Here is a 25,893-nt window from a genome sequence, read left to right on the forward strand (position 1 = left end):
GCCGGTTTGCGCGGTGCGGGGTCACTGCGCATTCATTCATTCATTGGGTTCCAGATTGCCGTTATGCGTTGTACAAGTCTGTGCGGCAACGAACACAAAATGGTTCAAAGCTTAAAGTTACGTTGTTGCTACGAAGAACTGTTTTCTGTGGCTGCCGTTGTCTTACATCCACCACTTCGCCGCTGAATGTGCGCTCGCGAACAGATCGGCGATGACCTGTTGTTTAAAGTGCATGCAGGACCAACCCTTAGAGAGGACACACCATGAAATACTCCATCCTGCTGGCAGCCATCACGGCCCTGAGCCTTTCCGCTTGCAACAAGACCGAGAACACGGTGCCTGCAACCGATACCACGACGGCGCCGGCCACGGCACCGGCAACGACCGAACCGGCAGCGCCGGCTGCGGCACCTGCCGATACCATGACGCCGCCACCGGCCGATACGACGACGCCGCCAGCCGACGCCACGGCACCTGCAGGCACGGGCACCACGCCGGCCGGCACCACCCCGCCTGCTGGCGGCACGACCACGCAATAAGCGCGGTAACGAGTGCGGCAGGAAGCGACGCGCAATGCGCAGCTCTTACCGCACCGCTGTACCGAACGCGCCGGCTAACGGCGCGTTTTTTCATTCTTCCCTCCCGTTGGACGGAAAGACGAGTGTTCAATTCCTGTTGTAAGATCACCACACATTTGATATAACGCAAGCTCATTGTGCGCTAGCGCACCGATGTTTTCGTTGCTTGCGCCATAAACTTGACGTAACAGCAATGCAAAAGCTGCAAAATTGAAAGAAGAGCGGGGAGTTTATAAACGTCCGCTCCGTCAATATTGCTGTAGTTACAAACATTTCTTCCAACGCATCAGGAGTTATCCGTGAATAAATCCAAGAAGATCGCAATTGCCGCAGCCCTGCTGTGTGCTTCCGTCGCCGCTTCGGCGCAGGATGCCGTCATCAATCCGAACTGGTACATCCAGCCAAGCGTAAACGCGATGAAGCCTGACTCCGACTGGGCCACCGACAAGACCGGCTATGGCGGCGGCTTGAAGTTCGGTAAGCCGATCTCGGAAAACTGGGATATCCAGTTGGGTTACACGTATGCCCGCTCGAGCGAGAACGGCGCACGCTACCAGCAGGAAACGCTGGGTGTCGACTTCCTGTACCTGTTCTCGCGCAAGACCTTCCGTCCGTTCGTGCTGGTGGGCCTGGGTGCCCAGCGTGACAAGGAAAATCCATTCCGCAGCCTGGCCGAACCGCACCGCACGTCGCCTTACATCTCGGCCGGCCTGGGCTTCCAGTCCGTCATCAACGACCGCTGGTCGTTCCAGGCTGACGTGCGCAGCGTCTATGGCTTCATCGGCAGCGATGACTTCCGCCATGACCGTTCCAATAACGTCTACGCCACCGTGGGCTTCAACTATGCCCTGGGCCCGGCACCGCAGCCGCCGGCACCACCTGCGCCGCCGGCACCGGTCGCAGAGCCGCCAGCACCGGTAGCTCCGCCGCCGCCGCCGCCACCACCGGCACGCTTCGAGAAAGTGACGATGTCGGCCACCGAACTGTTCGAGTTCAACAGCGCCAAGCTGCGTGGCGACCAGGCCAAGCTGGATGACGTGGCACGCGTGCTGAACGAAAACCCGAGCCTGACGGGCATCACGATCACCGGTCACACCGACCGCATCGGTTCCGACAAGTACAACCAGACGCTGTCCGAAAAGCGTGCCGCCGCCGCCAAGGAATACCTGGTGAGCAAGGGTATCGCCGCGGACCGCCTGACCACCGAGGGCAAGGGCGAGTCCCAGCCGCTGGTGCAGTGCAACGACAAGAAGCGTTCGGACCTGATCAAGTGCCTGGAGCCGAACCGTCGCGTCGAAGTGGAACAGATCACGATCGAACGTAAAGTGAACTAATCGCCCGAAGGCATTTGCCTTCAGGTGCATTACGCAGAAAGGGGCTTAGGCCCCTTTTTGTTTATACGGAGCTGAAAATGAACTGGAGAAAGTTTCCCCATATCGCCAAGAAAATTCCCAACCTGCTGTACTGCGCCGTGATGGAATGGTTCGACCACCGGGGCAGCAGCAAGGGTGCGGCGCTGGCCTTCTACACACTGTTCTCGCTCGCTCCGATCCTGGTGCTCGTCATCGCGATCGCCGGCATTTTCTACGGCAAGGAAGCGGCACAGGGCGAACTGTTTACGCAGCTGCGCGGCATGGTCGGCGCGCAAGGGGCGGAAGCGATCCAGCTGATCCTGGCCGGTGCGCGCAATGAAGAGGAAGGCAAGATCGCCACGGTGATCGCCGGCGCCCTGCTGCTGTTCGGTGCCACCAGCGTGTTCGCCGAGCTGAAGGCGAGCCTGGATGAAATCTGGCAGCTGCCGCCCGTTACGGAGAACACGGTGTGGGACACGATCCGCACCCGCCTGCTGTCGTTCGGGCTCGTGCTGGCACTGGGCTTCCTGCTGATGACGTCGCTCGTGGTCAGCGCCGCGCTGGAACTCTTCCAGCGTTTCTGGAACCGCTACTGGCCGGACGCGACCGTGTTCATCACGGTGCTGAACCACACGATCAGCTTCCTCGTGATCGCCGCCATGTTCGGCGTGATCTACAAGCTGCTGCCGCGCATCAAGCTGGATTGGCCCGATGTGATCATCGGTGCGATCGGCACCGCCATCCTGTTCATGATCGGCAAGTTCGGCATCGGCGCCTATATCGGCAACAGCGGCGTGGCCAGCAGCTTCGGCGCCGCCGGCTCCACGATCGCGCTGCTGCTGTGGGTGTACTACTCGGCCCAGATCTTCTTCCTGGGTGCCGAATTCGCCCGTCAGTACGCGCTGCGGATCGGCAGCCTGAAGCATCATCCGCGCGATGAGCAAGGCAAGCTGAAGATGAAGTAGCAAAATGGCTGAAAACCGGTGACAGACACCGGTTCTTTTGGAACGAATGTTCTGGGAAAAACGGTGACAGACACCGGTTCTTTGGAACGAATGTTCGAGGAGAACCGGTGACAGACACCGGTTTTACTTCAGCGGCTGTTTGCCAGGCGCCCTACTCCCCCAGCAGCTCGGCAACGATCTCCATGCCTTCCACGCGCTCGGCCACGACCTTGACGATCACGATCACCGGCACGCCGAGCAGCAGGCCCCACACACCCCACAACCAGCCCCAGAACAGCAGGCTGACGAACACGGCGGCCGCGTTCATGCGGGCGATGCGGCCCGTCATCCACGTGGTGACGAAGGTGCCGACCAGCGTGGCGATGCCGAGCGAGGCGCCGGTGACGAGCAGCACCATCTGCAGCGATTCGAACTGGAGAAAGGCGACGAGCCCGGTCGCGCTGGTGATCAGCAGCGGGCCGAAATACGGCATGATGTGCAGCAGGCCGGCCACGATGGCCCACGCCCCCGCATTTTCCAGCCCGATGGCGCGCAGCGCGATCCACATCAGCAGCGCCAGCAGCACGTTGGTCACCAGCAGCATGAACATGTAGGCCTGGATCGACGTGTTGATGTCTTCCAGGATGTGCACGGTGATCTTCTTTTTCGACAGCGACGGGCCGGTCAGCTTGACGAGCTTGCGCTTGAACGTATCGCCCGACAGCAGCAGGAAGAACACGAGGAAGATCACCATCGTGGCCTGCGAGAGGAACCCCATCAGGCCACGCGCGCTGACCCACACCCAGTCCATCACCCGGATGCCGCCGGTGGCGGCGCTGGCGGTGCTGGCAGGCGGCGGGCTTGTCGCCTCCTGCTGGCGCTTCGCCGCACGGCGCGCACTGCTGCCGGCGGTGGCCTGCTCGATCTCGTTGGCGACGGCCTGGATGCGTGAAATGGTGCTGGTGCTGGAACCGGTGGTGGAGGCGAGCAGCCGGGAAAGCTTGTGGGTGATCGTCGGCAGTTCCTCGACGATGTTCTGGAATTCGCCATGCACCTTGTCGATGACGACGACGGAGCCGCCAAAGATGGCGCCCGTTACAAGCGTGGCACCGATGATGCGCTTGATGCGCAGCCGTTCGAGCCAGTTGACGAGGGGATTGAGTGTATAGGCAATGAAGATGCCCAATAACAGGGGAACGAGGAAATTCCTGCCCCACTGCAGCGCATACAGGAAGGCGACAGTGGCAATGACACCCAGTGCGAGACCTTTCGCATGCACATGCAGTGGCAATTGCAGCTTCGACGCATCGTCGCCCCCTTCCGGAGGCGGCTCGTCGGGAATGATATGCGGACGGTCCATCCATGCATCGCGGCCGGAGCCGCCCTGGTCGGCCGCCTGGCAACTGATCGTGGATTGAAAGCGTGTATTCGGCGCCATTCAGCGTTGAAATTCCCCGGGATAGCCAGCTATCCCGGGGAATTCACGCCTGGCCTGGCACGCAAATCGCGTTTCTACCACGCCCATGCCAAGTAACCCACTTGTGCTGGACGGTCCGGCCGCGTTCCGATTACTTGACGCGGATGTCGTTCTTCACCGACTTCACGCCCTTGACGCCGCGGGCGATCTCGCCGGCTTTGGTGATGTCGCCAGGCTGGGCCACGAAGCCGGACAGCTGCACGGTGCCCTTGAAGGTTTCCACGTTGATCTCGGTGGTCTTCAGGGTCGGCTCGTTGAAGATGGACGACTTCACCTTGGTGGTGATCACGGCGTCGTCGACGTATTCGCCAGTGCCTTCCTTCGTGGCCGAACCGGCGCAGCCAACCACGGTGAATACGGTGGCGGCGGTGAATACTGCGGTTGCGATTTTCTGAGCGATTTTCATGATGTGACTCCTTCTTGGTGTTGTAAAAATGCCCGGGAACGAGCTTGTATCCAGTAGCGACCGACTTCAATAGCCGAACTGGGATTTCGCAGCCGCGACACACTGGTCTTTGGCCGTGCCGGCCAGGGCGTCGCATTTTTCCGCGGCGACCTTGTACTCGGCGATTCTTTTGTCCTCGCGCGCATCGCTGCGCGCCTCGATTACTTTCTTGTCCGCCCGCGCATCGGCCAGCGCCGCGGTGCGGCTGGCCTTGGCTCTTTCCACGCACACGTCGCGCTCGTTGCCGGCCAGCGCGGCGCAACGCGTGCGGTCCAGCGCGAAATCGGCATTGGCGATATCGATGCGCGCCTTCGTGTAGGCCCGCAGCGTGTTGCGGTAATGGGCCGTGGCATCGGCTTCGGCACGAACCCGCGCAGCCTTCGCCTCGGCGATACAGACATCCTTCGGGTTGCCCTCGCTGGCGTTACACTGGTCGCGGGCTGCCTTGTATTGCGCCGCTGCGGCGGCCTTGGCCTGCTCGAACAGTGCTTTCGCTTCCGGCGTTGCCGCGCTGGCGGCGCCGGCACACAGGAGCAGTGCGGCGGCCTGGCCCGCAAGCGCCATCAGCTTCATCGCCTGCGCCATCGTCCGACTGACACTCCGCTTTACAGCCCAGTCCATGCTAAGGGCTCCATGCTTGTTTCCATGGATGACAGTGTCTCTTTATCACGCCCATCCTTCTGTACGCTGGCGTACAGAAGGTGCAAGTTTTACAACAATCGTTCGCCGAGTGGTACACCATCCACCTGCGACACGATGATCGGCCCCTGCTCGGCAGGACAGGGTGCGGCATCGCACAGACCTCCACGGCGCGACAGGACTAATCTGGCGCCACATCATCAAGGAGGACGAACATGAAACCTACTCACGCCTTGAGCGCGGCGATGGTCGCGGTCTCCCTGCTGGCCGCTGGCTGCGCCAGCAATGCTCCGACCAGCACCAATTACTCGACGCAGGCCGACGCTTCCACCTACGGCACGATCGAGAATATCCAGGTCGTACGTGTGGATCCCGCCACCAGTGGTGCAGGGGCGGTCGCGGGCGGCCTGGTCGGCGCACTGGTCGGCAACCAGATCGGATCGGGCGGTGGTCGCACCGCGGCCACGGCTGCGGGCGCCATCGGTGGTGCGGTCGTCGGCAACCAGATCGAATCGAACCGCAACGCCCCGCACGACATGTACCAGATCAGTATCCGCCTGGATAACGGCGACTACCGCACCGTGAACCAGGACAGCGCCTACGACCTGCGCGCTGGCAGCCGCGTGCGCCTGGTGGACGGCCGGGTCTATCGCTACTGATGCCGATGAGCGCCATCGTGGAGGTCACGATGGCGGAGCGCGCGCCCGACCCGGCGCGCGCGACAAGCCCGGATCATCCGACATACATAAGACATAACTACACAGACACATAAGGAGCAAGCATGGGCACCATTCTCTTGATCATCCTCGTACTCGTCCTGATCGGCGCACTGCCGACCTGGCCACACAGCAGGAACTGGGGCTATGCCCCGAGCGGCATCGCCGGCCTGATCGTCGTGGTCCTGCTGATCATGCTGTTGACAGGCAGGTTGTAACGCAAACGCGGGGCGCGGCAAGCGCCCCGCTGCATCGATGGAGGTCGTCATGAAACGAATCATCGTGGGTGCCGCGCTGGCCACCGGTCTTGCCGGACTGTGCGGCGCCGCATGGGCGCAGAGCACACCGGCTGCCGTGGCGCAGCATCAGCAAAGAGAACTCGCGCGCGGCGAACCGGCGCGCTGGATGAAAGGCGATGGGACCATGCAGGCCCAGGTCGCCACGAAGCGCAAGGAAATCGCCGCGGCACTGAACGAAGCGCTCAACGATTGCAAGCAGGCCGGCGGCGAGCGCCAGGCCTGCGTGCGGGAGGCGCGTGAAACCTACCGGCGCGACATGGCCAACGTGAAAGAACTCGTGGCGCAATCCAACACGATGGGCGGCGTGTACGACACGGCCGGGCCGTCGGAGTAGCCGTGCACCGGGCGCGGGCGCGGCACCTTCAGCGTGCCGGCGCCTTGTCGCCAAGGGGAAGCTGGCGCGTGCCGGTGGCCGGCGAGTCCGGCAGCGGCGGCAGCTCGTGCACGACGAGCGGCGTGTCTTCGGAGACGAACGCGAGCCAGCCGGCCGCACCGATCGCACGCTGGGCATCGGCATAGCCCTGGTTCCAGCGCCACTCCACGGAGCCCCGTGAAAAATTGATGTCCTTCAGCGGCATGTGCCAGTCGTGACCCGCATACGGAATGCGGACCACGTGCAGGGTCGTATCGCAGCCGAGTTCAGCAAGGTCACGTCCGTGCTGCGCACTGCGCTGTTGCGGCGGCATCGTTGCATACAGCTCGCGCAGCTTTTGCTGCAGGCGGCGCGTCTTCACGTAATCCTCGAGGTGGCGCTGCGAGCGGGAAGCAAACGTCACATCCTTCAAGCGGGTCTGCACTTCCTCGAGCGTATCGGGTTCCGGACCTTGCGCACTCCACAGGTCGACCATGAAGCACAGCGTGTCGACCGGGCGGTGCGTATCGTCGAGCACGGTTTGCAGCGGCGTGTTCGAGTACAGGCCGCCATCCCAGTACAGCTCCCCGTCGATGCGCACGGCCGCGAAACCGGGCGGCAAGGCACCGCTGGCGCGGATGTGGTCGGCCGTGATGCGGCCCGTGTCCAGGCTGTCGAAACTGACCAGGCTGCCCGTCGACACGCGCAGCGCATTCACGGTCAGGCGCATGCCTTCCGGGCTGTTCAGCACGTCGAAATCAACGAGTTCCTCGAGCGTGGCGCCCAGTTCCGCCGTGTCGTAGAAGCTGGCCTGCTCGGCCGGCACCTGCAGCCCCAGGCTGAACGGGCTGAATGGTCGCGGCCGGAAGAAGCCGCGCACGCCCGCCACCATCGCCTGCATCGTCGACAGCCGGATGTTCTGGCGGCGCTGCGCCTCGCTCATCCACATCGGGTCGTAGGGATCGCGCTGTGACATGCGGTCCCAGAACTGCCTGATCCGCTGCAGCCGGTGTTCGTGGTGATTCCCCGCCAGCAGCGCGGCGTTGATCGCACCGATCGATGTGCCGACCACCCAGTCCGGCGCCAGCCCGTGCTCGTGCAGCGCCTGGTACACGCCGGCCTGGTAGGCACCGAGTGCCCCGCCACCTTGCAGCACGAGCACCACGCGCATGCCGTTCGGGTTCAGTGGATGGGGATCCGCATCGCTCATGCCTTACCTCCGGGAGTTGAAAGCATCGGTGGGCATTGTAGCGCCCAAAAAGAAACGCCGCGGAAGTCCGCGGCGTTTCGGGAAAGCATGCGTGCCTTACAGCGCGCCGCTCTGCTTGCGCTTGTAGATATACGCACCGATCGCGGCCAGCACGGCACCGACACCGATGGCTGGTTTCACCATGCGCTTGCGCGAGATAAAGGAGCCCACCGACATGGCGATCGGCATGATCGTCTTGTAGTTGGCCAGCAGCCCGCCGGCACCGGCGGCAGCGGCGGTGCCGCCGATGACGCCGGCCAGCCGCGTTTGCACCGTGCCGACGGCCAGGTCGACCGCCCCGTGCAGCAGCACTTCGGGATGCAGCGCTTGCGCCACGTTGTGCTTGCCTGCCAGCACGCCGATGCGGTACATCTCACCTTCCTTGATCAGCCGCGCCTTCGTGGCGTCGAGCGCGGCCTTGCGTTGTTCCTTGTCGCTCATCGCTTTCCTTTCACAACAGCATGTCGCGGTCGGCCTTCAGTTCCGCCATCGTGGCCGGCAGGGCCAGCGATCCGCTGCGTATCCTGCCCATGACCGCCTGCACCAGCAGGTAGGCAACCACGGCAAAGACGACCGCAAGGATCAGCAGGATCTTCCAGCCCAGCGCGTCCCACAGCAGGACCACCAGCGTCGCGGTGCCGAAACCGATCGCGAACAGCGCCGCCAGGATCGACAGTGCGAACAGCACCGCCAGCTTGACGAGATGATCGCGAACGTCCGACAGTTCCGCCAGCGCGAGTTCCAGCCGGGACAGGACGAGGCGCAGCGTGGTCTTGACGAGCCCGGAAACCGAGCCTATCAGGCCGGGCGCACGTGGCTCGGTATGCTCGGAGTGCTCCATGACGTCTCCCAGAGCCGCGCGTTTATTTGCGACCCAGGATCACGCCGGCCAGCAGGCCGATGCCGGCCGCGACGGCGATCGAACGCCAAGGATTTTCCTTGACGTACACATCCGTGGTTGCGGCGACCTGCTTGCCGGTTTCAACTGCCTTGACTTGTGCATCCTGGGCTTTGGCCAGTGCCGAATCCAGCGCGCGCATACCGCGGCCGCGCAGTTCTTCCGCCTTTTCGCCAGTCAGTGCGGTGGCGGCAGTGAACAGGGCTTGTGCGTCTTTGACCAGGGTTTTCACGTCGTTGTTGACGGTACTGATGTTATTTTCCAGCATGATTAAAGCTCCTTTTCACAGTGTTGAGTATCAACTTTACAACGGCATGCTCATTCGAGCAAATCGCGCATATCGTCCGCGTGCTCTTCTTCCTCGGCCATGATCTTGACGAGCAACTGCTTCGTCACGGGATCGGTGTCGCCGATCTGTTCGATCATCTGCCGGTAGGCTTCGATCGCCACGCGCTCGGCAATCAGGTTGGCGCGCACCATCGATTGCACTTCCAGCGATTCATCGTATTCGGCATGGCTGCGTTCGTGCAGCGTGGCCGGGTTGTAGTCGGGGGCGCCGTTCAGTTGCACGATGCGCTCGGCCAGCCAGTCGGCATGCTTTTCTTCTTCACCGGCGTGCTCGAGGAACTCGGCCTTGACGGCCGCGTTGTTCTTGCCGCTGACGGTGTAGTAATGCCGCTTGTAGCGGTTGATGCAGACGAGCTCGGTTGCGAGCGCGTCGTTCAGCATCTTCAGCACGGCTTCTCGGTCGCCCTTGTAGCCTGCCGTGACCGGGCCGTCCGACAGGTTCTGTGCGGCGGCGCGGATGGCCGCGGTATCGATACCGCTGGCCTGGGTGGGGGTCGTTTCGGACATGGTGTTCCTTCCTGTGTAATCAGCGACGCGCCTGGATCGGCTTGCCCGGTTCGGACAGCACGATCTCGACGCGGCGGTTCAACTGGCGGTCGCCAGCCGATTCATTGCCGGCGACCGGATAGGCTTCGCCGTAGCCCCGCACTTCGACGCGCGAGCGGTCGATGCCCGCCTGCGACAGCGCGCTGCGCACCGCTTCGGCGCGGCGCTGCGACAGTTCCAGGTTGTGGGCCGTGGAACCGGTGCTGTCGGTGAAACCTTCGATCAGCACGGTGCGATCCATGTTCTCGCGCAGCACGGTGGCCAGCTTCTGCACGGTGGCTTGTCCGCCCGACGTGAGCACGGCCTGGTCGACGTTGAACAGCACGTCGCCCAGCGTGATGATGGTGCCGCGCTCGGTCTGCTTGGCCTGCAGTTCGGCCAGTTGCGCAGCCAGCGCCTGGTTCTGCTGCTGCGCATTCTGCGTGGCGGCGTTGGCCTGCTCGGCGCGGGCACGGGCCGCTTCGGCCTCGGCCTGCGCCTTCTCGGCGGAGCGCTTGGCAGCCTCGGCTTCGACGGTACGGGCTTCCAGGCGCACCTGGTCGCGCTGCTGCGCCGCCTGCTTCAGGTCCACTTCCGCCTTGCGGGCACGCGCCACTTCCTGGGCGGTGGCGATCTTCTGCTTGGCGACATAGGCCAGCTGGTCGACCTTCTCGATTTTCTCGCGTTCGCTGGCCGCGTTGTTGGCCGCGTTCAGCGCCGCGGTCGCTTCATTGAATTCGCGCACCGCATACTGCGACACGGCGCTATTGCTCTGTGCCGCCGAGTAATCGCTGCGGGCCTGGTCCAGCGTGCTCGTGGTCAGCGGCGCGGAGCTGCACGCGGACAGTGCGATCGCCAGCGACAGCACGATGGGCGTCAGCTTGCTTTTCAGTGGGCTGTAGATGGCGCTATGGGTTGAGCTATTACGCATGTTGCTCCTCCTTTACTGGTTGGCGCTGTTGGCGCGGTCGAGCTCTTCGCGCAGCACGCGCACGTTATCCTGTACCGCGGTGGCTGCGCTGGTCGCCTTGGCGGAGGTTGCCTTGCTCTGGGCCAGCTTTGCATCGGCTTCAGCCTGCTGCGCGAGGTCGCGCGCCAGCTTGTAGTCCTTGTCGGCCAGGGCGCGGCTGGCTTGCTGCATCTTTTCACGGGCAGCCAGCAGTTCCGCCGGGGCCAGGTCGGCAGCGCCAGCCTGTGCGGCGTTTTCCACGGCGGCGCGCGAAACGGCGACTTCCGCAGTGGCGGGGGTTTTCTGGCTGGCGCATGCCGACAGCAGCGCTGCGGCGGCAAGCAACATCGGGGCGGTGTAACGAGGGCTCATTCTTTTTCTCCTCTGGTTGAGAGTATCCGTGTGAATGCACGGAACATAGTGACTTTATAGCCGAACGGACAACATCTTCTCGGTACGCTGCCGCACATAAGTCCTTATCACCGAAGCAATTGGGCGCATGTGACAACAATAAACAGACAACGTTGCGGAAGTGACAAGGTTAAACACTCATGCAACAACGTAACAAATCGTTACTGCGTGCGTTCGCGAACAGTTCGGTTTATACGGTTTTCTTAAGCTGGCCCCATCGGTGCGGAAACACGCCGCGCCTTTCAAACGAGGAGCGAGCCATGAACAACCTGACTTCCCCGACGACTGTCCTGTCCGGCATGGTGCTGGCAATGCTGGTGGCCTGCGCATCGGTCGATGTGTCGCCCCCGGCCAGTGTGGAAATGAGCGACAGCACGTTGACCACGAATGTGCGGTCCAGCCTGGCAAGCCAGCCCGGCCTGAACCCGGCGGACATCATGGTCGAGGCCTATGACGGCGAAGTTCGCCTGTCGGGCTTTGCCGCCAGCGCCGACGAGGCGGAAAAGGCGGTGGCCGCAGCACGCAGCATCACGGGCGTGAAAGTCGTCAGGAACGACCTGAAGGTCAAGTAAAGGCAGTCCAGGCCACCGCTGCGAAGTGGCGGGCCGCTCCGGCAACCCGCTGGACAACTTATGAAGGAGTGCATCATGAACATCAAGCAAATCGCCATGCGCGCCACCATCGTGGCTTCGGTACTGGGCCTGTCGGCCTGCGCCAATATGTCCGCACAGGACCGTAACACCGCGATCGGCGCCGGCGTCGGCGCAGTGGCGGGCTCCGCCCTGTCCGGCGGTTCCGCGCTGGGCACCGTGGGTGGTGCCGCCGTGGGTGGCGTGATCGGCAACCAGGTCAGCAAGCCTACCCGCTGATCCCGTCATCGTTTTGGCCAACAGGAACGGAGCCATGTGCTCCGTTTTTTTATGGGCGCTGTTCGCGTAAAGTGGTCATTGTGGCGGGCAGCGTGGGGCCGTCCGGACCGGGTTCGCAGAGCAATACGCACGGCGGCTTCGACAACGATCCGGTGACGGTGAACGCGGTCATGCAGGTGATCCTCGGCGACGTGCCGGCGCCTGGTCACGACGCGGGATCTGGAGTTCCAAGCCGCGGCAGGCGACCCGCTAGACGAACACCGTGCCCATGCCGATCGCGCCGTTTTCCTTCACCAGCTCGTAGCACCGGCAGGAGACGGCTTCCAGCCCGGCCGAATCGAGGATCTCGATATTGCCGCGGCTGTACGTGATCAGCTTCTGGTTCTGCAGCGCGCTGGCGGCCTTCGTGACGCCGACGCGCCGCACCCCGAGGGCATGCGCGAGGAATTCATGCGTGAGGTGGAATTTCTCGGACTGGAGCCGGTCGCGCGTGATCAGCAGCGAGCGCGCGAGCCGCGCTTCCAGCACGTGGAAGCGGCTGCACACGGCGATCTGGATGGCCTGCGACAGCAACGTATCGGTATAGCGGTGCAGCAGGTGCTGCAACGACTCCATGCGGGCGAATTCGGTGCGGAAGGCTTCGGCGCGCATGCGCTGCACGGTACCGGCGCGCTGCACCACGGCGCGCACCTGCGCCTGCCGGTGGCCCAGCGCGGCCGAGGCGCCGATCATGCCTTCGCGGCCGACGGATCCCACCTCGAGCGTCATCCTGCCTTCCGCCACGGCCAGCAGCGACACGAGCGCGTCGATGGGAAAGTAGATATACGTGATCGGCTGGCCGGGTTCATACAGCACCTCGCCCACGTCGGCTTCGACCGTCTCGCACAAGGCCTCGATCTGGGCGAAGTCTTCTTCCGGCAAGCTCGCCATCAGGCGATTGCTCACCTGCGGCGGCGGCGCGGGATTGCTGTGCGCGGTGTCGAAATACAGGTTCATATTGGTCTGATGGGTTGGCATGTGCACATCTGGTAAAGAGGTTAACGATTCATTACAGAGGTGTATGTACGGTGACGCACGGAATACCCTCCGGCACGGCGGGACAATCGATTCACCGTGCCAGCTTTGGCCGTCACACACAAAAAAGGACTCGACATGAATCACCCCAGCACTCCTCCCACCAAGCAGAACAAGCCTGCGTTCGCCATCATCGTGGCCATCGTGCTGATCCTCTTTGCCGGCGTCGGCCTTGCTGCCTTGATGGGCTGGCTGCCTTCCACGTCGCAGGCCGGCCGGCCAAGCGATATGGTGACGCCGCCCACCGAACAACTGGTCAAGGCAACGGATGCCGCGCCAACGGGCGCCACGCAATCGAGCCAGTACACGGCCGATGCCGGCACCGTGGGCAACCAGCCGGTCACGTCCGGCACTGCCGCTGCCGGCAGCACCGGCGGCTCCAATGACGCGAAGGCGCCCCCCGGCCAGGAACCGGGCAAGCCCGTCTGCGCGAACTGCGGTGTCGTGGAAACCGTCAACGGCCAGTCCAGGTTTGCCAACGACAACAAGGACGGCACGACGCCAGGCGCCGCGGTGGACAACAAGATCGAAAGCAACAAGAAGGATTCGAAGCGCTACGACATCGTCGTGCGCATGCACGACGGCCAGCTGCGCACCGTGCAGACCAACCAGGTCATCTGGCGCCCCGGCGACCAGGTCAAGATCGAGGGCGACAAGCTGCTCTCGCGCTGATCCGCAGCCGTTGTTGTTTCGTTACAGCCCCGCCGCCGTGCGGGGCTTTTCTTTGGCTCTGTCTGCCAGCGAACAGAATCTGCCGATGAGCGACCCCGACAATGAATACAAGCGCCACCGGGGCGCACGGGGAGAACGACATGAACAGATTGCTGTGGGGCTGGCTGATCGCCGCGGGCTTGCTGCTGGCGCGGATCGCGCACATCGAACTCGGTTCCGGGGAACCGGCAGCGGCCGGCACGGCCGGGCCGCAACTGACGGTACTGGTCATGCTGACGGGCGGGCTGCTGATCGGCCTGATCGGCATCACGGGCCTGCTTGGCTTGCTGGGATGGGTGCCGCGGCCCGGGCGTAAATGAAAAAATGACAAACTTCGTACGGCACCGTACAGAAGACCGCGATGGTCAATCGCATAATGTAATCCATGACGGCGCGAGCCCGAATACATAAACTTGAGACGAGAGGACACGATCATGCTCTATACCATTGCGGTAGTACTTATCATTCTTTGGCTGCTTGGCCTGGTGACCTCCTACACCATCGGCGGCTTCATCCACATCCTGCTGGTCGTTGCCGTCATCATGATCCTGCTGCGTCTGATCAGTGGACGAGGCCTGTAGCGTTGACGGGCACCGAGGCGGCGCTGCATAGCTTGCAGCGCCGTTTTGTTTTGAGGCGTCAGTCTCGACGCACTAGAATGCGAATACAAGGAGGATAAAACCATGAATATTTCCCTGAACATTTCCGGTGTGGCACGCAAGGCCGTGGCTGTTACCGTCGCCGCGGCGATGACCGTGGGCGCCACCGGTTGCGCCAATATGGATTCAACGGACCGCGGCACCGCCACCGGTGCCGGCGTCGGCGCCGGCCTGGGCGCCATCCTGGGCGCGACCACGGGTGGTGGCGGTGGCGGCCGTGCCGCCGGCGGTGCCGTGCTGGGCGCGGCTGCCGGCGCGGTGGTCGGCAATATCTGGTCGAAGCGCATGGAAAGCCAGAAGCAGGCGATGGAACAAGCGACCAAGGGCACCGGCGTGCAGGTCTCGCAGACCGCCGACAACCGGCTGCGCATGGAGATCCCGAGCGATATCTCGTTCGACACGAACCGCGCCGACATCAAGGACAACTTCCGCCCGATCCTGGACCGCTTCGCCACCACGCTGAAGGAAAATCCGGCAACGACCGTGACGATCATCGGCCACACGGACAGCACGGGTTCCGATTCGGTCAACCAGCCGCTGTCGGTGGAGCGCGCTTCGCACACGCGCGACTACCTGGCTTCGCGCGGCGTATCGCCGACCCGCGTGGTCGTGGAAGGCCGCGGTGCGCGCGAGCCGATCGCGTCGAACGACGACAACAGCGGCCGTGCCCGCAACCGCCGCGTGGAAATCTACGTGGCCGAGCCCGCACCCCGTTCCTGATCCGCGAGGCCGCCATGCACACGTCACGCCTGCTTGCCGTGGTCATCTCCGCCGCCTGCGCGCAGGCGGCCCACGGCGCCGCGCTGAAACCGGGGCTGTGGGAAATGACCAGCAAGGTTGCCTCCGCCACGCCTGAAACGATGCAGGCGCTGGCACTGGCCCAGCAGCAGATGGCCACGCTGCCGGCCGAGCAACGCCGCGCCATCGACCAGATGCTGGCCCGGCATGGCGTGACGATGCAGCTGGCCGAGGGTGGCGGCGTCAAGGTCAATTTCTGCCTGACGAAGGAACAGGCGGCCAATCCACGGCTGCCATCCGGCCAGCCCGGCCAGTGCGACACGACGCAGACGCCGGTACCCGGCGGCCTGAACATCACGTTCAAGTGCAACAAGCCCCCATCGTCCGGAAAAGGCCAGGTGATCTTCGAAGGCGACAGCGGCTATTCGATGCGCATGGATGTCGACAGCACCGTGCAGGGGCAAGCCCAGCAGATGACAGTGGAAAGCGCCGGGCGGTGGGTGACTGCGGACTGCGGCAGCACGTTGCCGGTGCAGTAGCCTTCGCGGCGTCAACGAGCCGCTACGCTTCACCGTTGGCCTATGCACACCGGTGTCCGACACTATTTTCCGGGCGCTTTATCCGGAAAATAGTGTCGGACACCGGTTTTCGCATGAGGCGCCCGAAAACCGTCCGACAACCGGTTCAAAATGCGTGCCGCAGCCCCAGGTTGAACGCGCTGCGCCCTTTCCCCTGCTCGCTGAAGTTCCCTACCCTGTACGGCGCGTTGTTTTCGTCGCGGATCTTTGCATACGCGGCATAGAACGCGGTGCGCTTCGACATCGCGTACGTCATGCCGACAGCCACCTGGTTGGCATCCTGGTTGGCCAGCGTGCGGTCGTCCTTGCGGATGTACGACACCATGAAGGTGGCTGCGCCAGCCGAATACGAGACGCCGGCCAGCGCATCGTTGCTGCGCGTGGAAGGCGATGCCAGCACCAGCGCGCCATAGGGATTGTCCTGGTCCCACGGCGAGCTGCCGACGCCCTTGTTGACGGCGTAGGCCGTGTACAGCGTGGCAGCCTTGGACACGTGCATGTTGGCAGCGATGATCGAATTGCGGGACGACAGGTCGACGGGCGTGGTAGCGCCCGCGCCCTGCAGGAAGTTGTTCTTGCGCTGGTGCGCCGCGCGCAGCGTGAACAGGCCGCCTTCGTAGCCGATCGTGGCGCCGTAGGCGCGGTTGCGCGAGGTGCTGAACGCCGATTCGCCGAAGCTGTAGATCGCGCCGGCGGAGAAGCCGCGGAACTTGCTGGAACGGTACTTGATGGAATTGTCCGACCGTTTCGTGCCGTTGCCGATCAGGTTCGTTGCCGTGCCGGCGGTACCGGTGCGGAACGGGTCGGCCACCTCGACGAGCGTTTCATAGCCCACGTCGTATTGCCGGCCCACCGTGAGCGCACCCCACCGGTTGGCCAGGCCCACGTAGGCCTGACTGCCGAACAGTCGGCCATTCTGGTCGGACTGGCCGGTATCGTTGCGCACGCCCGCTTCGAGCGTGAAGATGGCGCGGGTATCGTTGCCAAGGTTTTCCTGTCCGGTGAAGCCAAGCACCGAACCGGTGGAAACACCGGGCGAGATCTTCGTGCTGGGGCAATCGCCGTTCGGGCAATCGTGCTCGGACACCGCTCCGGCATCGACCACGCCATACACGCGGATCGAGGAGGAGTCCTGGGCCAGCGCCGCCATTGGGAGCAGGCAGGCCAATGCGATCAACTTGGTATTCATGATTCGTCTCTAGGTCAAGTCCAACGACCGATTGGCTCGGTCCCGCCACCTTGCGTGCTTATCCCTAAAGCTTGACGCAAGCATAACGCCCGCTTGCGCCGCCCTTCTGTGCGCAGGCTCACAAACCGGAACCCGTCGTTCAACCATATACCTGATCGGCGCGGATGTGAACAAAAAACTGCAGAGCACGTAACATTTACCCAGGGAATCAATCCATGGCGACGATGGCGGCAAAACCTATAGTTCGCTAGCGAACAGACGCTGTATGGCTGAGCGGTATACTGCGGACTTTCCTTACGAAGTACTTCATGCTCGCCATCCTCGACAGCATCGACGAACACACGACGGGGGTGGCCGCGCTGGTCGACCTCGTCGGCCAGTTGCGCCCGCGCCGCCGTGGCAACACGATCCGCGCGGCAGCCAATGTGCGCACGCTGACCCAGTTGCTTCGCGGCAATCCCGACCATGCACGCCAGTTGCGCGCCTATGTGCTGCGCCTGCTGGCGGCGCGCCGCCATGCCAGCCTGTACACGGAGGTGGGCGTACTGTCGAACGACGGCTTCTTTACCGAACTCAAGCGCCGCATCGCCTATCGCATCCTGCCGCCCGCGCTGGGCGACGAATATCTGGCCGACCTGCTCGACCAGGTGTTCTACAAGCAGAGCGACTGGCAATGGATCAGCGCGGTGCCGGCGCTCGACTGGCTCGACCTGTTCGACACGCTGTTCCATCGCCGCGACCGCATGGTGATGCTGCCTGGCATGCTCGAAGCGATCCGCACCCTCTCCTACCGCGTGGCGGCCGTTGGCCTGGAGCCGAAGCTGACCAATTTCCACCCGGAGATGGAACAGTTCGAATCGCCGTTCCTCGTGCAAAACCGTGAAGTCGTGCACTACCTCGACGGCTACAAGCGCGTGATGGCGGGCGAAGACGTGGCACTGGACGACCCGAAGCACCTGCTGGTGATGCTCGACCAGTGCGAAGCCGTGATCGCCCGCATCCGCCGCAAGGCGCTCGTGCAGGGCACCACCATCGCGCTGACCTACCTGCTGGTGACGCTGACGCAGAGCATCGACCGCATGCGCAAGCTGCTGTTCCTGGTCGACATATCGGGCGAATTGCGGGCCGCGCCGTCGGTCAACCTCGTGAACGGCACGGTCGGCACGCAGCCGCAGCGGGTGCCCGCCACCCGGCAGGCACAGCGCCGCGCGGCCACGCTGGCGCTGACGCTCGAACTGATCGAGGCGCACAACAACAAATACACGGTCAGGGACCTGCTCGCTGACAACATCCACCTGCTGGCCCGCAACGTGACGGAGAATGCCAGCCGCACCGGCGAGCACTACATCGCGGAAAACCGGCGCCAGCTGGTGGGCATGTTCCTGTCGGCGGCCGGGGCCGGCTTCATCGTCGGCTTCATGGCGCTGTTCAAGATCCTGCTTGGCACGCTGCGGGCCGCGCCGCTGGTGGAAGCGTTCCTGTTCTCGATGAACTACTCGCTGGGCTTCGTGCTGATCCACCTGCTGCACTTCACGGTGGCGACGAAGCAGCCGGCCATGACGGCATCGCACATCGCAGCCAGCCTGCAAAGCCCCGATGGCCGCCACGTCGACCTGGACAGCCTGGCCGAACTCATCAACAAGGTATTCCGCACGCAGGTCACCGCAGTACTGGGCAATATCGCCACCGTCCTGCCGACGGCCTGGGCCATCGCCTGGGGGTGGCTGCAGGTGACCGGCCATCACCTGGTGTCCGAAGGCAAGGCCATGCACCTGCTGAGCGACATCGACCCGCTTCACACGCCCGCGCTGTTCTATGCGGCGATCGCCGGCGTGTGCCTGTTCCTGGCTGGCCTGGTCTCGGGTTATTACGACAACCAGGCCCTCTACTCGCGCTGGGGCCGGCGGGTGGAGCAACTGCGCGGATTGAACGCCGTGCTGGGGCCCGAGCGCACGCAGCGCCTCGGCCGCTACCTGGAGCACAACCTGGGCAGCCTGATGGGCAATTTCATCTTCGGCATCATGCTCGGCATGGCCAGCGCACTGGGGGTGCTGCTGGGACTGCCCATCGATATCCGCCATGTAACGTTCTCTTCCGCAAACTTTGCGACAGCAATGGTCGCGTTGGACTATAAAGTCAGCTGGCAACTGGTCGTAACATCCATCACGGGTTTCCTGGCAATCGGGGCCGTGAATCTGCTGGTCAGTTTCGGCCTTGCGCTATGGGTGGCGCTGCGCGCGCGCCGCATTCCGTTCGAGCACGGTTTCCTGCTGCTTCGGGCATTGGGCAACCGGTTGCGTAAATCGCCGGTGGACTTTTTCATCGGGTCCAAGGAGAGCAAATCATGAAATGCTGGAATCCACGATGCTGGACGGGCCACAAGCCCGTGGCAGTGATCCTGGCCGGATGGTGCCTGGTGGCGTGCGCGTCGCTGCCGGCTGTCGATCCGGACAAGACAAAGGAAGCCGCTGCCGAGACACCGGTCGTGAAATCGGTCAATGGCGCGCTGCCGGCCAGCCGCGCCAAGGCGTTGCTGGCCAAGCGCTGGTCGAAGAACACGCTCGACCTGAAGGCCCAGGCTGCCCTCGAGGAAGCCGCGACGGGTGTACCGCTGATCGCCGGCAACCAGGTCAAGCTGTTGTTCGACGGTCCCGTGACGATGGCCGAGATGATGAAAGCCATCGAAGGGGCAAAGAACAACATCAACTTCGAGACCTATATCTTCGACGAGGATGAACTGGGCGACAAGTTCGCCGAGCTGCTGATCGCCAAGCAGAAGGCTGGCGTGACCGTCAACATCATCTACGACAGCGTGGGCACGCTGATGGTGCCGCAGGCGTTCTTCGACCGCATGCGCGCAGCCGGCATCCACCTGGTTGCCTATAACCCCGTAAACCCGGCCAAGGTGCGTGGCAACGGCTGGAAAGTGAACAACCGCGACCACCGCAAGATGCTGATTGTCGACGGCAAGATCGGCTTCACGGGCGGCATCAACATCAGCGATACGTATTCGAAGAGCTCGCCGTTCCGCTCCAAGAGCCGGCCGAGCAACGCCAAGGACGTGGGCTGGCGCGATACGCACGTGCGCATCGAGGGCCCGGCCGTGCAGGCGATGCAATGGCTGTTCATCCAACACTGGACGGGCCAGGATGCGGACGACCTGCGCGAGGCCGACTACTTCCCCACCCCGATCATCGCCGGCGACAAGCTGATGCGCGTACTCGGCAGCGAACCGGGCGGGCAGTACGAAATCTACAAGGCGATTCTTCTGGCGATGCGGGAATCAAAAAAATCGATCCACATCACGTGCGCCTACTTCGTGCCGGATGAACAGACGGTGCAAGCCCTGATCGATGCCGCCAGGCGGGGCGTGGAAGTGCGCATCGTGCTGCCCAGCGTTTCCGACAGCGGCATGGTGTTCCACGCCGGTCGCGCGTTCTACGACCGGCTGCTGTCGGCCGGCGTGCAGATCTATGAGTTGAAGCTGGCCGTGCTGCACGCCAAGACGATGGTCATCGACGGCGTGTGGTCCACCGTGGGCTCGGCCAATCTCGACCGCCGCAGCTTCCAGCACAATGCCGAGGTCAACGTGATCGTGCTGGGCGATGCGTTCGGCAAGGAAATGGAAGCCGCGTTCCGCGACGACGTGAAGAACTCGCGCCAGGTCCTGCTGACGCCCTGGCGCGCCCGGCCGCTGCTGGACCGGATGAAGGAGTACGCTTCGAAGGTGTGGGATTACTGGCTGTAGCCTGCGGCGTTCGCTTGGCTGGTGTCAGACACTATTTTGCTTGCAAAATGGTGTCTGACACCGGTTTTCCCATGGGGCATCAGTGCACGCGGGAAAACCGGTGTCCGACACATTTTCCGGATAAAGCGCCCGGAAAAAATGTCCGACACCAGGCACATAACCTAAGCCAGGGTCTGGGGTCAGACCCGCTGGGTCTGACCCCGGCCTCTGCCTCCGGGTTTGGCTGAAAATGTCCGACCTACGTCACCCGCTGACCGTCTGCGGGGCCACGGTCTCGTCGCTCGTAATGGCTTCGGGCATGTCCGGTGCCGTGCCCAGCGGTTGCCACAGGTTGCCATCGCGGCGGAACACCTCGATCGTGGCGACGTCGAACGAGCCCGTCGCCTCGTTCCAGCCATAGCGCTCGACCTGGATCTCGTCGCCATCGATGCGCAGCACATTGAACGAGTTCGTTTCTCCCCTCCCCCGCGTGGACGTCGCCGTGCCGGCCTGCACCACCAGCGCCGCGTAGCCGGCGATCTTGTAGCGCCGCGCGCTGCTGCCGGAATGGCTGGCGTGCAGGTGCCCGGCCAGCAGCAGGTCGACGCCGCATTTCGAGAACGCTTCCATCGCCATCGGCGCGCGGTCGACCAGGTCGTCCTCGTCGAATGCCTCCGGCAGGTCGAACGGGTGGTGCGTGACGACGATGCGCGTCAGGCGCTCGTCGACCTTCGCCATCCTTTCCTGCAGGCGCTGCACCTGCTCGCGGTTGACGCGGCCATCCTTGATCGTCAGCGAGCGCGCCGTGTTCAGGCCCATCACGGCGATCTCGTCGTCCACGAATTCGGGCGCCAGGTTTTCCGTGATGTAGCGCCGGTATTTCGTCAAGGGCGCGAGGAAACGGGCAGCCACGTTGTACAGCGGGATGTCATGGTTGCCGGGTACCACGATCTGCGGGCCGGGCAGCGTGTCGAGCCATGCCCGGGCGGCCTTGAACTGTTCGCTTCGGGCACGCTGCGTGAGGTCGCCGGACACGACCACGACGTGCGGCTGTACCGCTTCGACCGTGGCGCGCAGCGGCGCGAGCAGCCGCTCGTCGACGCGGCCGAAGTGGATGTCGGACAGGTGCACGATGGTTCGCATGCTTTCTCCTAGGGTACGATGACCGTCAGCGCGCCGGGGCGCGAACGGTAGTTGAGCGGCGGCGCCATCAGTGACACCTCGCCATCGGTGGCGACGCGCACCAGCTTGCGCCGGGTATGGATCGTCAGGTCTTCAGCCAGCAACATGTCGAAATCGCGGGCCTGCGCCAGCCGCCCGGCCAGCGCATGGCAGGCCAGCCGCACGAGGCCGAAGCGTGTCGGCCGTTGCGCCATATAGAGGCTCAGCTGCCCGCAGTCGAGCCGCGTGCGTTCGCCGATATTGAATCCCTCCATCGTGTAGGCATTATTGCCGATGAAGACGAAAGGGGTGCGCCGCGCATGCTCGCTACCGTGCACATGCAGCCGCAAGCTGAGGAATGGAAAGCGGTGCAGTGCCGACAGACTGGCCCAGCAGAATGCCAGCCACTTGCCGCGGCCCAGGCGGCGCTGCTGCTTCACGCGATCGCGCACGATGTCCGGATACAGGCCCAGGCTCGAATTGTTCAGGAAGATGCGCCCGTTGACTTCGCCCACGTCCACGGCCATGGGCCGGCCATGCGCGATCGTGGCGATGGCATCGTCGAGCGCCAGCGGAACGCCCAGGTCCCTGGCGAAATGGTTCAGCGTACCCAGCGGCAGCACACCGAACGCGGCCGGGCTGTCCACGACCACCGAAGCCACGGCATTCAGCGTGCCATCGCCACCGCCCGCCACCACGACCTTTGCGCCATCGTCGACGGCCTCGCGCGCCACGTCGATCATTTCCTGGCCGCTGCCGGCCAGTGTCACATCCGCCTCGAGGCCCACTGCCGCGAACCTGTCGCGCAGCATGGCGGCCCACTCGCCCCGATAGCCCTGCCCCGCACCCGCGTTGACGATCACCGTCACCGGCGTCATTACTGATCCCGGCGCCCGGCGCGGCGGCGCCGCAGCGTCGACACGGCCGCGATGCAGACCGCCAGCCAGCCGGTACTGTAGGCCATTGCCGCGATCACGTCGGAGACGTAATGCGCGCCGAGATAGACGCGGCTGAACGCCACCAGCAGCACCATCACGGTGGCGAACAGCGCGGCGCCGACACGACGGCGCCAGCTGGGCGACGTGGCGATGATGTAGCAGGCGATCAGGCCATAGAACAGCGTGGAGGCGGCCGTGTGACCACTGGGGAAGCTGTAGGTTGCCAGCGTGAGAAGCGGTTCATCGAACATGGGCCGGGGCCGCGCGTACGTGTTCTTCAACAGCACATTGATGAGCATGCCGCCGGGTGCCACGATCAGCACGGACAACAGCCAGTAGGGCGCCTCCTTGCGCCAGAACCATGCGGCCAGCAGCGTGGATGCCACCGACATGCCGACGATGCCATGCAGATGGGTAATGCCCAGCATGACGGTCGTCAGCGGCTCGAATGCATGGGTATTGAACCACTGCGCCACCTGCACGTCGAACACGGCGATATCGTCCTGCTCGCCTACCGCCTCGGCGATTTCGCGGAACATGGACACGGTCGCCACCAGCAGCGCCAGCCCGGCGGTGAGGTGCAATCCAAATTCTCCGCCCGGTGTCAGGCGGGCCCCGATGAAGCGCAGCAGCTTCGAAAAGTGGGTCTCGTTCATCGGATTCGCGTGCTTGCAACGGTTGATGGAAAAACCTGTTTTTTCATACAGCCCTGTGTTTTTGTACAGTAGTTATGTTAAGCTTGTATCCAGTAGGCAGCACCGGGCAGCACCAGATCGTCGTACCCGACCATCGATGGCGCCAGGCAGGAATCCCGTTGCAAGCCATTGTTTATTCGATCCTTTTTTCGTTAAGGAAACCTCATGGCAATCATGGACATCGACCCTCGCCGCCTCCCATCGCGTTTCGAATCGCGTTTCGGACTCGAGTACGCCCCAACGTCTTTCCTGGTGCGTTTCGGCAGGCGCGAGATGCTGGTTTGCCGCGACTTCCGCAAGCGTTTCTATCCGGTCAATCCTGTGATTGAATGCGACACCGGCGTGCAACCCGGCCATATCGAGATCCTGCTGTTCGGGCGCTGGCTGTTGATCTTGTCCAAAGCACAGTAATTCTTCTGTGCAGTGTCGCACAATCGCCACGACTCCTTGAGTACGGTTTAACGCGCCCGGTGCACCGTGCATGGTTTGCTGGTGCGATCAAGTACGATCAGGCGCTCTCGGGAGCGGTCGAAAGCGATCCGATGCGACGCAATTTGATGGAAGGCGATTGAGTACGATTTACCGCAATTTCGTGCGTCCGGAGCGATCGGTACCAATCGGTACCAATCGGTAGCGATCAGTACGATACGTGCGCAAGTGCGCGAAAGATCACGGCGGACGTGACCGGCATGCCGCGGCAGGCGCGATGGCCCCTCTTCACCCATCGCGCAAGTTGATGGCCGCAGGCATGCAACCGGCAGCCGTGCCGGTGGTCACGTCCCGGCGTGATTCAGGCGCTCAAGCCTTGGCTCCCTGTACGCCCGATCGTCATCGCCCCGATCGTCATCAACCCCACCGACATCCGCCCTCGCTGAGTGGGCCCGGTCGGCATCCGCCATCTCGCGCAGCAGGGCCAGCGCGCGCACGTCATGCATTTCCAGCGCGCGCTGCAACGTGGCGGCGGTGATGCAGGACTCATCGACGACGGCCAGGAAGTTTTCCTGCGTGGTCTCGAGCATGGCGGATTCGAAGCCGATGCTGTGGAACATGCCACCCACATCCACGCACAGCTCGCGCAACTGCAGGAGCGTACGCTTGGTCGACTCGATATCGTTGCGCATGCCGCTGTCGATGTCGATCAGCTCGGTGCAGGCCTGTTCGTCCTGCGAGAGCCGGGTGATCGTTTGCAGCCAGCCCACGATGCGTTCGGCAATGCGGGAAATGCGCACCGTTTTGCCGCGCATCATCATGCAGTATTGCAGGCACAGCAGCCATATAGGCACGCGTGCCAGGAACACTGGCAGGCCGGCCCTGCACAGCCATGCTTCGGCGCACTTGAACCGGCGCAGCATGCCGCCGATACTGGCTAAAAGCGGATCCTGGCGCATGGAATTCTCCCTGACGTAAGGCAACACACGATGCGTTGCGCAATACTCCGCAGTATAGGCAGAGCCGGCAGGGTAATGCTCAGCAGGAGATTTGACGCATCTTAAAAGTCACGGGAAAAAGTCTGCGCGTTTGCTCCCGCGCGAGGCACATGCCGCAAAAGTGTTATCGGCAGTGCAAAATCGCGCATGTGCCGAGGGATGGACCGGCGATCCGACAGGGCCGGCATCGCGCCGGCCCGCCGTTCAACGGCTTACGACTTGCCGCTGTCCTTGCCCAGCGAGCGCGATACCGCGTCCGCCAGCTGGTCGCCATGCGGTCCCTTGGCCGCTTCTTCCATGCTGCCGACGCGCCGCGCGCTGTCGGACTGCTGGTCGAGGCTGACTTCTTCCGCCACGGCGTAGCGGCCATCTTCCTCACCCTGGCTTGGCAGAAGGCCTTCGGAGCGCGCACTGTCGTCGCGCTGCGTGTTACCAGACGACGCCGACTGCTTGCCGCCGGCCGGCGCCCCGCCCGCGTTGCCTGCCGACTGCGCGTTGCCTGCCGACTCGCCCGCCGACTGCGCATTGCCGCCATTTCCTTGCTGCATAGAGCCCATGTGCTCGTCGACAGCGCGGCTGTCCTGGTCGCGCCGGGTGGCACCGACACCTTGCGGCACGGGCGCGGCGCCCAGGCCGGGGCCGCCCACCGCATCATCAATGCTGCCCCCCAGGGATTTGCCGGCCCCTTGCGGCGGTGGCGAATTGTAGTCGGCGCCGTGCGGCACCGGGTCGCCCACGATCTTCTTCACATCCTCGGGCGGCACCGTGTCCGGCAGGTGCGTGTGGATCGGTGGCTGCGCGAGCCTTTCGCTGTTGTCCTTGTCGTTCTGCATGATGCCTCCTGTGTTATACGAAAGTTCATCTTAGCCCAATGGATTTTTTCGCCGCACAGGATTGCCGCGCTCCAAAATGTGTGGGCGGTGCGGGGCGATCGGCGTTAGAGTC

The 25,893-nt window shown here is 63.5% G+C and carries 33 protein-coding genes; 16 read left to right on the plus strand and 17 right to left on the minus strand.

The genetic code is table 11. From position 1 onward, the window contains the following. Positions 1-263: 263 nt before the first annotated feature. The 3 genes from EWM63_RS31690 (at position 264) to EWM63_RS04400 (ending at position 2,895) form a co-directional block, all read left to right on the plus strand. Complete coding sequence (locus tag EWM63_RS31690; protein ID WP_165390749.1) at positions 264-539, plus strand: hypothetical protein; 276 nt, start codon at positions 264-266, stop codon at positions 537-539. A 338-nt stretch (positions 540-877) separates the two neighbouring features. Beyond that, positions 878-1,912, plus strand: coding sequence for an OmpA family protein (locus tag EWM63_RS04395; protein ID WP_130185452.1), 1,035 nt, complete (start codon positions 878-880; stop codon positions 1,910-1,912). Positions 1,913-1,989: 77 nt separating this feature from the next. Continuing rightward, positions 1,990-2,895 (plus strand): YihY/virulence factor BrkB family protein, encoded by a 906-nt coding sequence (locus tag EWM63_RS04400; protein WP_130185453.1) that lies wholly within the window; start codon positions 1,990-1,992, stop codon positions 2,893-2,895. A 151-nt stretch (positions 2,896-3,046) separates the two neighbouring features. Here the strand turns inward: EWM63_RS04400 and EWM63_RS04405 are convergent, their stop codons facing one another. The 3 genes from EWM63_RS04405 to EWM63_RS04415 all read right to left on the minus strand — a co-directional run bounded on the left by EWM63_RS04405 (position 3,047) and on the right by EWM63_RS04415 (position 5,417). Beyond that, complete coding sequence (locus EWM63_RS04405) at positions 3,047-4,312, minus strand: AI-2E family transporter (RefSeq protein ID WP_371861190.1); 1,266 nt, start codon at positions 4,310-4,312, stop codon at positions 3,047-3,049. A 130-nt stretch (positions 4,313-4,442) separates the two neighbouring features. Further along, a complete protein-coding gene (locus EWM63_RS04410; RefSeq protein WP_130185454.1) occupies positions 4,443-4,757 on the minus strand; it encodes a BON domain-containing protein in 315 nt (104 codons plus the stop codon). Positions 4,758-4,823: 66 nt separating this feature from the next. Next, positions 4,824-5,417 (minus strand): hypothetical protein, encoded by a 594-nt coding sequence (locus EWM63_RS04415; protein WP_229487725.1) that lies wholly within the window; start codon positions 5,415-5,417, stop codon positions 4,824-4,826. Between the two features lie 233 nt (positions 5,418-5,650). On the opposite strand from EWM63_RS04415, the gene EWM63_RS04420 reads away from it, so the two are divergent. From EWM63_RS04420 to EWM63_RS04430, 3 genes are all read left to right on the plus strand, one after another. Next, entirely contained in the window at positions 5,651-6,094 is a 444-nt protein-coding gene (locus tag EWM63_RS04420) for an outer membrane lipoprotein (protein WP_130185455.1), read from the plus strand. A gap of 122 nt (positions 6,095-6,216) precedes the next feature. Next, positions 6,217-6,369 carry a DUF3309 domain-containing protein gene (locus EWM63_RS04425; RefSeq protein WP_130185456.1) on the plus strand — a complete coding sequence of 51 codons (153 nt, stop codon included), beginning with the start codon at positions 6,217-6,219 and terminating at the stop codon, positions 6,367-6,369. 49 nt (positions 6,370-6,418) lie between these two features. After that, positions 6,419-6,784, plus strand: a complete 366-nt coding sequence (locus EWM63_RS04430; protein WP_130185457.1) for a hypothetical protein — start codon at positions 6,419-6,421, stop codon at positions 6,782-6,784. Between the two features lie 28 nt (positions 6,785-6,812). Here the strand turns inward: EWM63_RS04430 and EWM63_RS04435 are convergent, their stop codons facing one another. From EWM63_RS04435 to EWM63_RS04465, 7 genes are all read right to left on the minus strand, one after another. Further along, a complete protein-coding gene (locus EWM63_RS04435) occupies positions 6,813-8,012 on the minus strand; it encodes a patatin-like phospholipase family protein (protein WP_229487726.1) in 1,200 nt (399 codons plus the stop codon). Positions 8,013-8,108: 96 nt separating this feature from the next. After that, positions 8,109-8,492, minus strand: a complete 384-nt coding sequence (locus EWM63_RS04440) for a hypothetical protein (RefSeq protein ID WP_130185458.1) — start codon at positions 8,490-8,492, stop codon at positions 8,109-8,111. A 10-nt stretch (positions 8,493-8,502) separates the two neighbouring features. Further along, positions 8,503-8,892, minus strand: coding sequence for a phage holin family protein (locus tag EWM63_RS04445; protein WP_130185459.1), 390 nt, complete (start codon positions 8,890-8,892; stop codon positions 8,503-8,505). Positions 8,893-8,914: 22 nt separating this feature from the next. After that, the gene (locus EWM63_RS04450; protein ID WP_130185460.1) at positions 8,915-9,217 is read right to left on the minus strand and encodes an ElaB/YgaM/YqjD family protein; all 303 of its coding nucleotides are present in this window, start codon (positions 9,215-9,217) and stop codon (positions 8,915-8,917) included. A 50-nt stretch (positions 9,218-9,267) separates the two neighbouring features. Beyond that, positions 9,268-9,804, minus strand: a complete 537-nt coding sequence (locus EWM63_RS04455) for a ferritin-like domain-containing protein (protein WP_130185461.1) — start codon at positions 9,802-9,804, stop codon at positions 9,268-9,270. A gap of 19 nt (positions 9,805-9,823) precedes the next feature. Continuing rightward, positions 9,824-10,753 (minus strand): OmpA family protein, encoded by a 930-nt coding sequence (locus EWM63_RS04460; RefSeq protein ID WP_130185462.1) that lies wholly within the window; start codon positions 10,751-10,753, stop codon positions 9,824-9,826. A 12-nt stretch (positions 10,754-10,765) separates the two neighbouring features. Continuing rightward, entirely contained in the window at positions 10,766-11,143 is a 378-nt protein-coding gene (locus EWM63_RS04465) for a DUF4398 domain-containing protein (protein WP_165390750.1), read from the minus strand. Positions 11,144-11,442: 299 nt separating this feature from the next. Between EWM63_RS04465 and EWM63_RS04470 the strand changes: the two genes are divergently transcribed. Both EWM63_RS04470 and EWM63_RS04475 read left to right on the plus strand, forming a co-directional pair. Next, positions 11,443-11,754, plus strand: coding sequence for a BON domain-containing protein (locus tag EWM63_RS04470; RefSeq protein ID WP_165390751.1), 312 nt, complete (start codon positions 11,443-11,445; stop codon positions 11,752-11,754). Between the two features lie 72 nt (positions 11,755-11,826). Then, positions 11,827-12,051 (plus strand): YMGG-like glycine zipper-containing protein, encoded by a 225-nt coding sequence (locus tag EWM63_RS04475; protein ID WP_207221310.1) that lies wholly within the window; start codon positions 11,827-11,829, stop codon positions 12,049-12,051. Positions 12,052-12,300: 249 nt separating this feature from the next. On the opposite strand, the gene EWM63_RS04480 is transcribed toward EWM63_RS04475, so the two are convergent. Further along, complete coding sequence (locus EWM63_RS04480) at positions 12,301-13,068, minus strand: Crp/Fnr family transcriptional regulator (RefSeq protein ID WP_371861191.1); 768 nt, start codon at positions 13,066-13,068, stop codon at positions 12,301-12,303. Positions 13,069-13,203: 135 nt separating this feature from the next. Here EWM63_RS04480 and EWM63_RS04485 point away from each other — a divergent pair, with 135 nt between their 5' ends. From EWM63_RS04485 to EWM63_RS04505, 5 genes are all read left to right on the plus strand, one after another. Beyond that, complete coding sequence (locus EWM63_RS04485; RefSeq protein WP_130185465.1) at positions 13,204-13,797, plus strand: hypothetical protein; 594 nt, start codon at positions 13,204-13,206, stop codon at positions 13,795-13,797. Positions 13,798-13,937: 140 nt separating this feature from the next. Then, complete coding sequence (locus tag EWM63_RS04490) at positions 13,938-14,156, plus strand: hypothetical protein (protein ID WP_130185466.1); 219 nt, start codon at positions 13,938-13,940, stop codon at positions 14,154-14,156. Between the two features lie 114 nt (positions 14,157-14,270). Beyond that, complete coding sequence (locus tag EWM63_RS04495) at positions 14,271-14,417, plus strand: lmo0937 family membrane protein (RefSeq protein WP_121670992.1); 147 nt, start codon at positions 14,271-14,273, stop codon at positions 14,415-14,417. 102 nt (positions 14,418-14,519) lie between these two features. Further along, positions 14,520-15,215 carry a YiaD family glycine zipper/OmpA-like lipoprotein gene (locus EWM63_RS04500; RefSeq protein ID WP_130185467.1) on the plus strand — a complete coding sequence of 232 codons (696 nt, stop codon included), beginning with the start codon at positions 14,520-14,522 and terminating at the stop codon, positions 15,213-15,215. A 14-nt stretch (positions 15,216-15,229) separates the two neighbouring features. After that, on the plus strand, positions 15,230-15,772 hold the full coding sequence (locus tag EWM63_RS04505; RefSeq protein WP_130185468.1) for a DUF3617 domain-containing protein: 543 nt from the start codon (positions 15,230-15,232) through the stop codon (positions 15,770-15,772). Between the two features lie 145 nt (positions 15,773-15,917). Here the strand turns inward: EWM63_RS04505 and EWM63_RS04510 are convergent, their stop codons facing one another. Further along, positions 15,918-17,000 carry a porin gene (locus tag EWM63_RS04510; protein ID WP_130185469.1) on the minus strand — a complete coding sequence of 361 codons (1,083 nt, stop codon included), beginning with the start codon at positions 16,998-17,000 and terminating at the stop codon, positions 15,918-15,920. Positions 17,001-17,308: 308 nt separating this feature from the next. Between EWM63_RS04510 and EWM63_RS04515 the strand changes: the two genes are divergently transcribed. Both EWM63_RS04515 and cls read left to right on the plus strand, forming a co-directional pair. Then, complete coding sequence (locus EWM63_RS04515) at positions 17,309-19,348, plus strand: site-specific recombinase (protein WP_130185470.1); 2,040 nt, start codon at positions 17,309-17,311, stop codon at positions 19,346-19,348. Then, a complete protein-coding gene (gene cls, locus EWM63_RS04520) occupies positions 19,345-20,748 on the plus strand; it encodes a cardiolipin synthase (protein WP_130185471.1) in 1,404 nt (467 codons plus the stop codon). Before EWM63_RS04515 ends, cls begins: the two co-directional genes overlap by 4 nt. 243 nt (positions 20,749-20,991) lie before the next feature. Here the strand turns inward: cls and EWM63_RS04525 are convergent, their stop codons facing one another. The 3 genes from EWM63_RS04525 to EWM63_RS04535 are packed head-to-tail and all read right to left on the minus strand — an operon-like array spanning position 20,992 to position 23,482. Further along, complete coding sequence (locus tag EWM63_RS04525; RefSeq protein ID WP_130185472.1) at positions 20,992-21,870, minus strand: metallophosphoesterase family protein; 879 nt, start codon at positions 21,868-21,870, stop codon at positions 20,992-20,994. A gap of 8 nt (positions 21,871-21,878) precedes the next feature. Next, positions 21,879-22,766 carry a diacylglycerol/lipid kinase family protein gene (locus EWM63_RS04530; protein WP_130185473.1) on the minus strand — a complete coding sequence of 296 codons (888 nt, stop codon included), beginning with the start codon at positions 22,764-22,766 and terminating at the stop codon, positions 21,879-21,881. Further along, positions 22,766-23,482, minus strand: coding sequence for a phosphatase PAP2 family protein (locus EWM63_RS04535; protein WP_130185474.1), 717 nt, complete (start codon positions 23,480-23,482; stop codon positions 22,766-22,768). Before EWM63_RS04535 ends, EWM63_RS04530 begins: the two co-directional genes overlap by 1 nt. A 204-nt stretch (positions 23,483-23,686) precedes the next feature. Between EWM63_RS04535 and EWM63_RS04540 the strand changes: the two genes are divergently transcribed. Further along, a complete protein-coding gene (locus tag EWM63_RS04540; RefSeq protein ID WP_229487727.1) occupies positions 23,687-23,932 on the plus strand; it encodes a hypothetical protein in 246 nt (81 codons plus the stop codon). A 362-nt stretch (positions 23,933-24,294) separates the two neighbouring features. On the opposite strand, the gene EWM63_RS04545 is transcribed toward EWM63_RS04540, so the two are convergent. After that, positions 24,295-24,909, minus strand: coding sequence for a hypothetical protein (locus EWM63_RS04545; protein ID WP_130185475.1), 615 nt, complete (start codon positions 24,907-24,909; stop codon positions 24,295-24,297). A gap of 251 nt (positions 24,910-25,160) precedes the next feature. Beyond that, positions 25,161-25,781, minus strand: a complete 621-nt coding sequence (locus EWM63_RS04550) for a hypothetical protein (RefSeq protein WP_130185476.1) — start codon at positions 25,779-25,781, stop codon at positions 25,161-25,163. Positions 25,782-25,893: the final 112 nt, after the last annotated feature.

The sequence above is a fragment of the Pseudoduganella lutea genome (genome assembly GCF_004209755.1).
Lineage (GTDB): Bacteria > Pseudomonadota > Gammaproteobacteria > Burkholderiales > Burkholderiaceae_D > Rugamonas > Rugamonas lutea.

Excerpts from the sequence above, each read along its gene's own strand:
- EWM63_RS04485 (WP_130185465.1), top strand. The coding sequence starts at position 13,204 with ATGAATCACCCCAGCACTCCTCCCACCAAGCAGAACAAGCCTGCGTTC.
- EWM63_RS04495 (WP_121670992.1), top strand. The coding sequence starts at position 14,271 with ATGCTCTATACCATTGCGGTAGTACTTATCATTCTTTGGCTGCTTGGC.
- EWM63_RS04410 (WP_130185454.1), bottom strand. The coding sequence starts at position 4,757 with ATGAAAATCGCTCAGAAAATCGCAACCGCAGTATTCACCGCCGCCACC.
- EWM63_RS04400 (WP_130185453.1), top strand. The coding sequence starts at position 1,990 with ATGAACTGGAGAAAGTTTCCCCATATCGCCAAGAAAATTCCCAACCTG.
- EWM63_RS31690 (WP_165390749.1), top strand. The coding sequence starts at position 264 with ATGAAATACTCCATCCTGCTGGCAGCCATCACGGCCCTGAGCCTTTCC.
- EWM63_RS04515 (WP_130185470.1), top strand. The coding sequence starts at position 17,309 with ATGCTCGCCATCCTCGACAGCATCGACGAACACACGACGGGGGTGGCC.
- EWM63_RS04405 (WP_371861190.1), bottom strand. The coding sequence starts at position 4,312 with ATGGCGCCGAATACACGCTTTCAATCCACGATCAGTTGCCAGGCGGCC.
- EWM63_RS04490 (WP_130185466.1), top strand. The coding sequence starts at position 13,938 with ATGAACAGATTGCTGTGGGGCTGGCTGATCGCCGCGGGCTTGCTGCTG.
- EWM63_RS04510 (WP_130185469.1), bottom strand. The coding sequence starts at position 17,000 with ATGAATACCAAGTTGATCGCATTGGCCTGCCTGCTCCCAATGGCGGCG.
- EWM63_RS04460 (WP_130185462.1), bottom strand. The coding sequence starts at position 10,753 with ATGCGTAATAGCTCAACCCATAGCGCCATCTACAGCCCACTGAAAAGC.
- EWM63_RS04540 (WP_229487727.1), top strand. The coding sequence starts at position 23,687 with ATGGCAATCATGGACATCGACCCTCGCCGCCTCCCATCGCGTTTCGAA.
- EWM63_RS04440 (WP_130185458.1), bottom strand. The coding sequence starts at position 8,492 with ATGAGCGACAAGGAACAACGCAAGGCCGCGCTCGACGCCACGAAGGCG.
- EWM63_RS04445 (WP_130185459.1), bottom strand. The coding sequence starts at position 8,892 with ATGGAGCACTCCGAGCATACCGAGCCACGTGCGCCCGGCCTGATAGGC.
- EWM63_RS04480 (WP_371861191.1), bottom strand. The coding sequence starts at position 13,068 with ATGCCAACCCATCAGACCAATATGAACCTGTATTTCGACACCGCGCAC.
- EWM63_RS04420 (WP_130185455.1), top strand. The coding sequence starts at position 5,651 with ATGAAACCTACTCACGCCTTGAGCGCGGCGATGGTCGCGGTCTCCCTG.
- EWM63_RS04430 (WP_130185457.1), top strand. The coding sequence starts at position 6,419 with ATGAAACGAATCATCGTGGGTGCCGCGCTGGCCACCGGTCTTGCCGGA.
- EWM63_RS04415 (WP_229487725.1), bottom strand. The coding sequence starts at position 5,417 with ATGGACTGGGCTGTAAAGCGGAGTGTCAGTCGGACGATGGCGCAGGCG.
- EWM63_RS04500 (WP_130185467.1), top strand. The coding sequence starts at position 14,520 with ATGAATATTTCCCTGAACATTTCCGGTGTGGCACGCAAGGCCGTGGCT.
- EWM63_RS04470 (WP_165390751.1), top strand. The coding sequence starts at position 11,443 with ATGAACAACCTGACTTCCCCGACGACTGTCCTGTCCGGCATGGTGCTG.
- EWM63_RS04525 (WP_130185472.1), bottom strand. The coding sequence starts at position 21,870 with ATGCGAACCATCGTGCACCTGTCCGACATCCACTTCGGCCGCGTCGAC.
- EWM63_RS04435 (WP_229487726.1), bottom strand. The coding sequence starts at position 8,012 with ATGAGCGATGCGGATCCCCATCCACTGAACCCGAACGGCATGCGCGTG.
- EWM63_RS04455 (WP_130185461.1), bottom strand. The coding sequence starts at position 9,804 with ATGTCCGAAACGACCCCCACCCAGGCCAGCGGTATCGATACCGCGGCC.
- EWM63_RS04535 (WP_130185474.1), bottom strand. The coding sequence starts at position 23,482 with ATGAACGAGACCCACTTTTCGAAGCTGCTGCGCTTCATCGGGGCCCGC.
- EWM63_RS04425 (WP_130185456.1), top strand. The coding sequence starts at position 6,217 with ATGGGCACCATTCTCTTGATCATCCTCGTACTCGTCCTGATCGGCGCA.
- EWM63_RS04450 (WP_130185460.1), bottom strand. The coding sequence starts at position 9,217 with ATGCTGGAAAATAACATCAGTACCGTCAACAACGACGTGAAAACCCTG.
- EWM63_RS04505 (WP_130185468.1), top strand. The coding sequence starts at position 15,230 with ATGCACACGTCACGCCTGCTTGCCGTGGTCATCTCCGCCGCCTGCGCG.
- EWM63_RS04545 (WP_130185475.1), bottom strand. The coding sequence starts at position 24,909 with ATGCGCCAGGATCCGCTTTTAGCCAGTATCGGCGGCATGCTGCGCCGG.
- EWM63_RS04530 (WP_130185473.1), bottom strand. The coding sequence starts at position 22,766 with ATGACGCCGGTGACGGTGATCGTCAACGCGGGTGCGGGGCAGGGCTAT.
- cls (WP_130185471.1), top strand. The coding sequence starts at position 19,345 with ATGAAATGCTGGAATCCACGATGCTGGACGGGCCACAAGCCCGTGGCA.
- EWM63_RS04550 (WP_130185476.1), bottom strand. The coding sequence starts at position 25,781 with ATGCAGAACGACAAGGACAACAGCGAAAGGCTCGCGCAGCCACCGATC.
- EWM63_RS04465 (WP_165390750.1), bottom strand. The coding sequence starts at position 11,143 with ATGAGCCCTCGTTACACCGCCCCGATGTTGCTTGCCGCCGCAGCGCTG.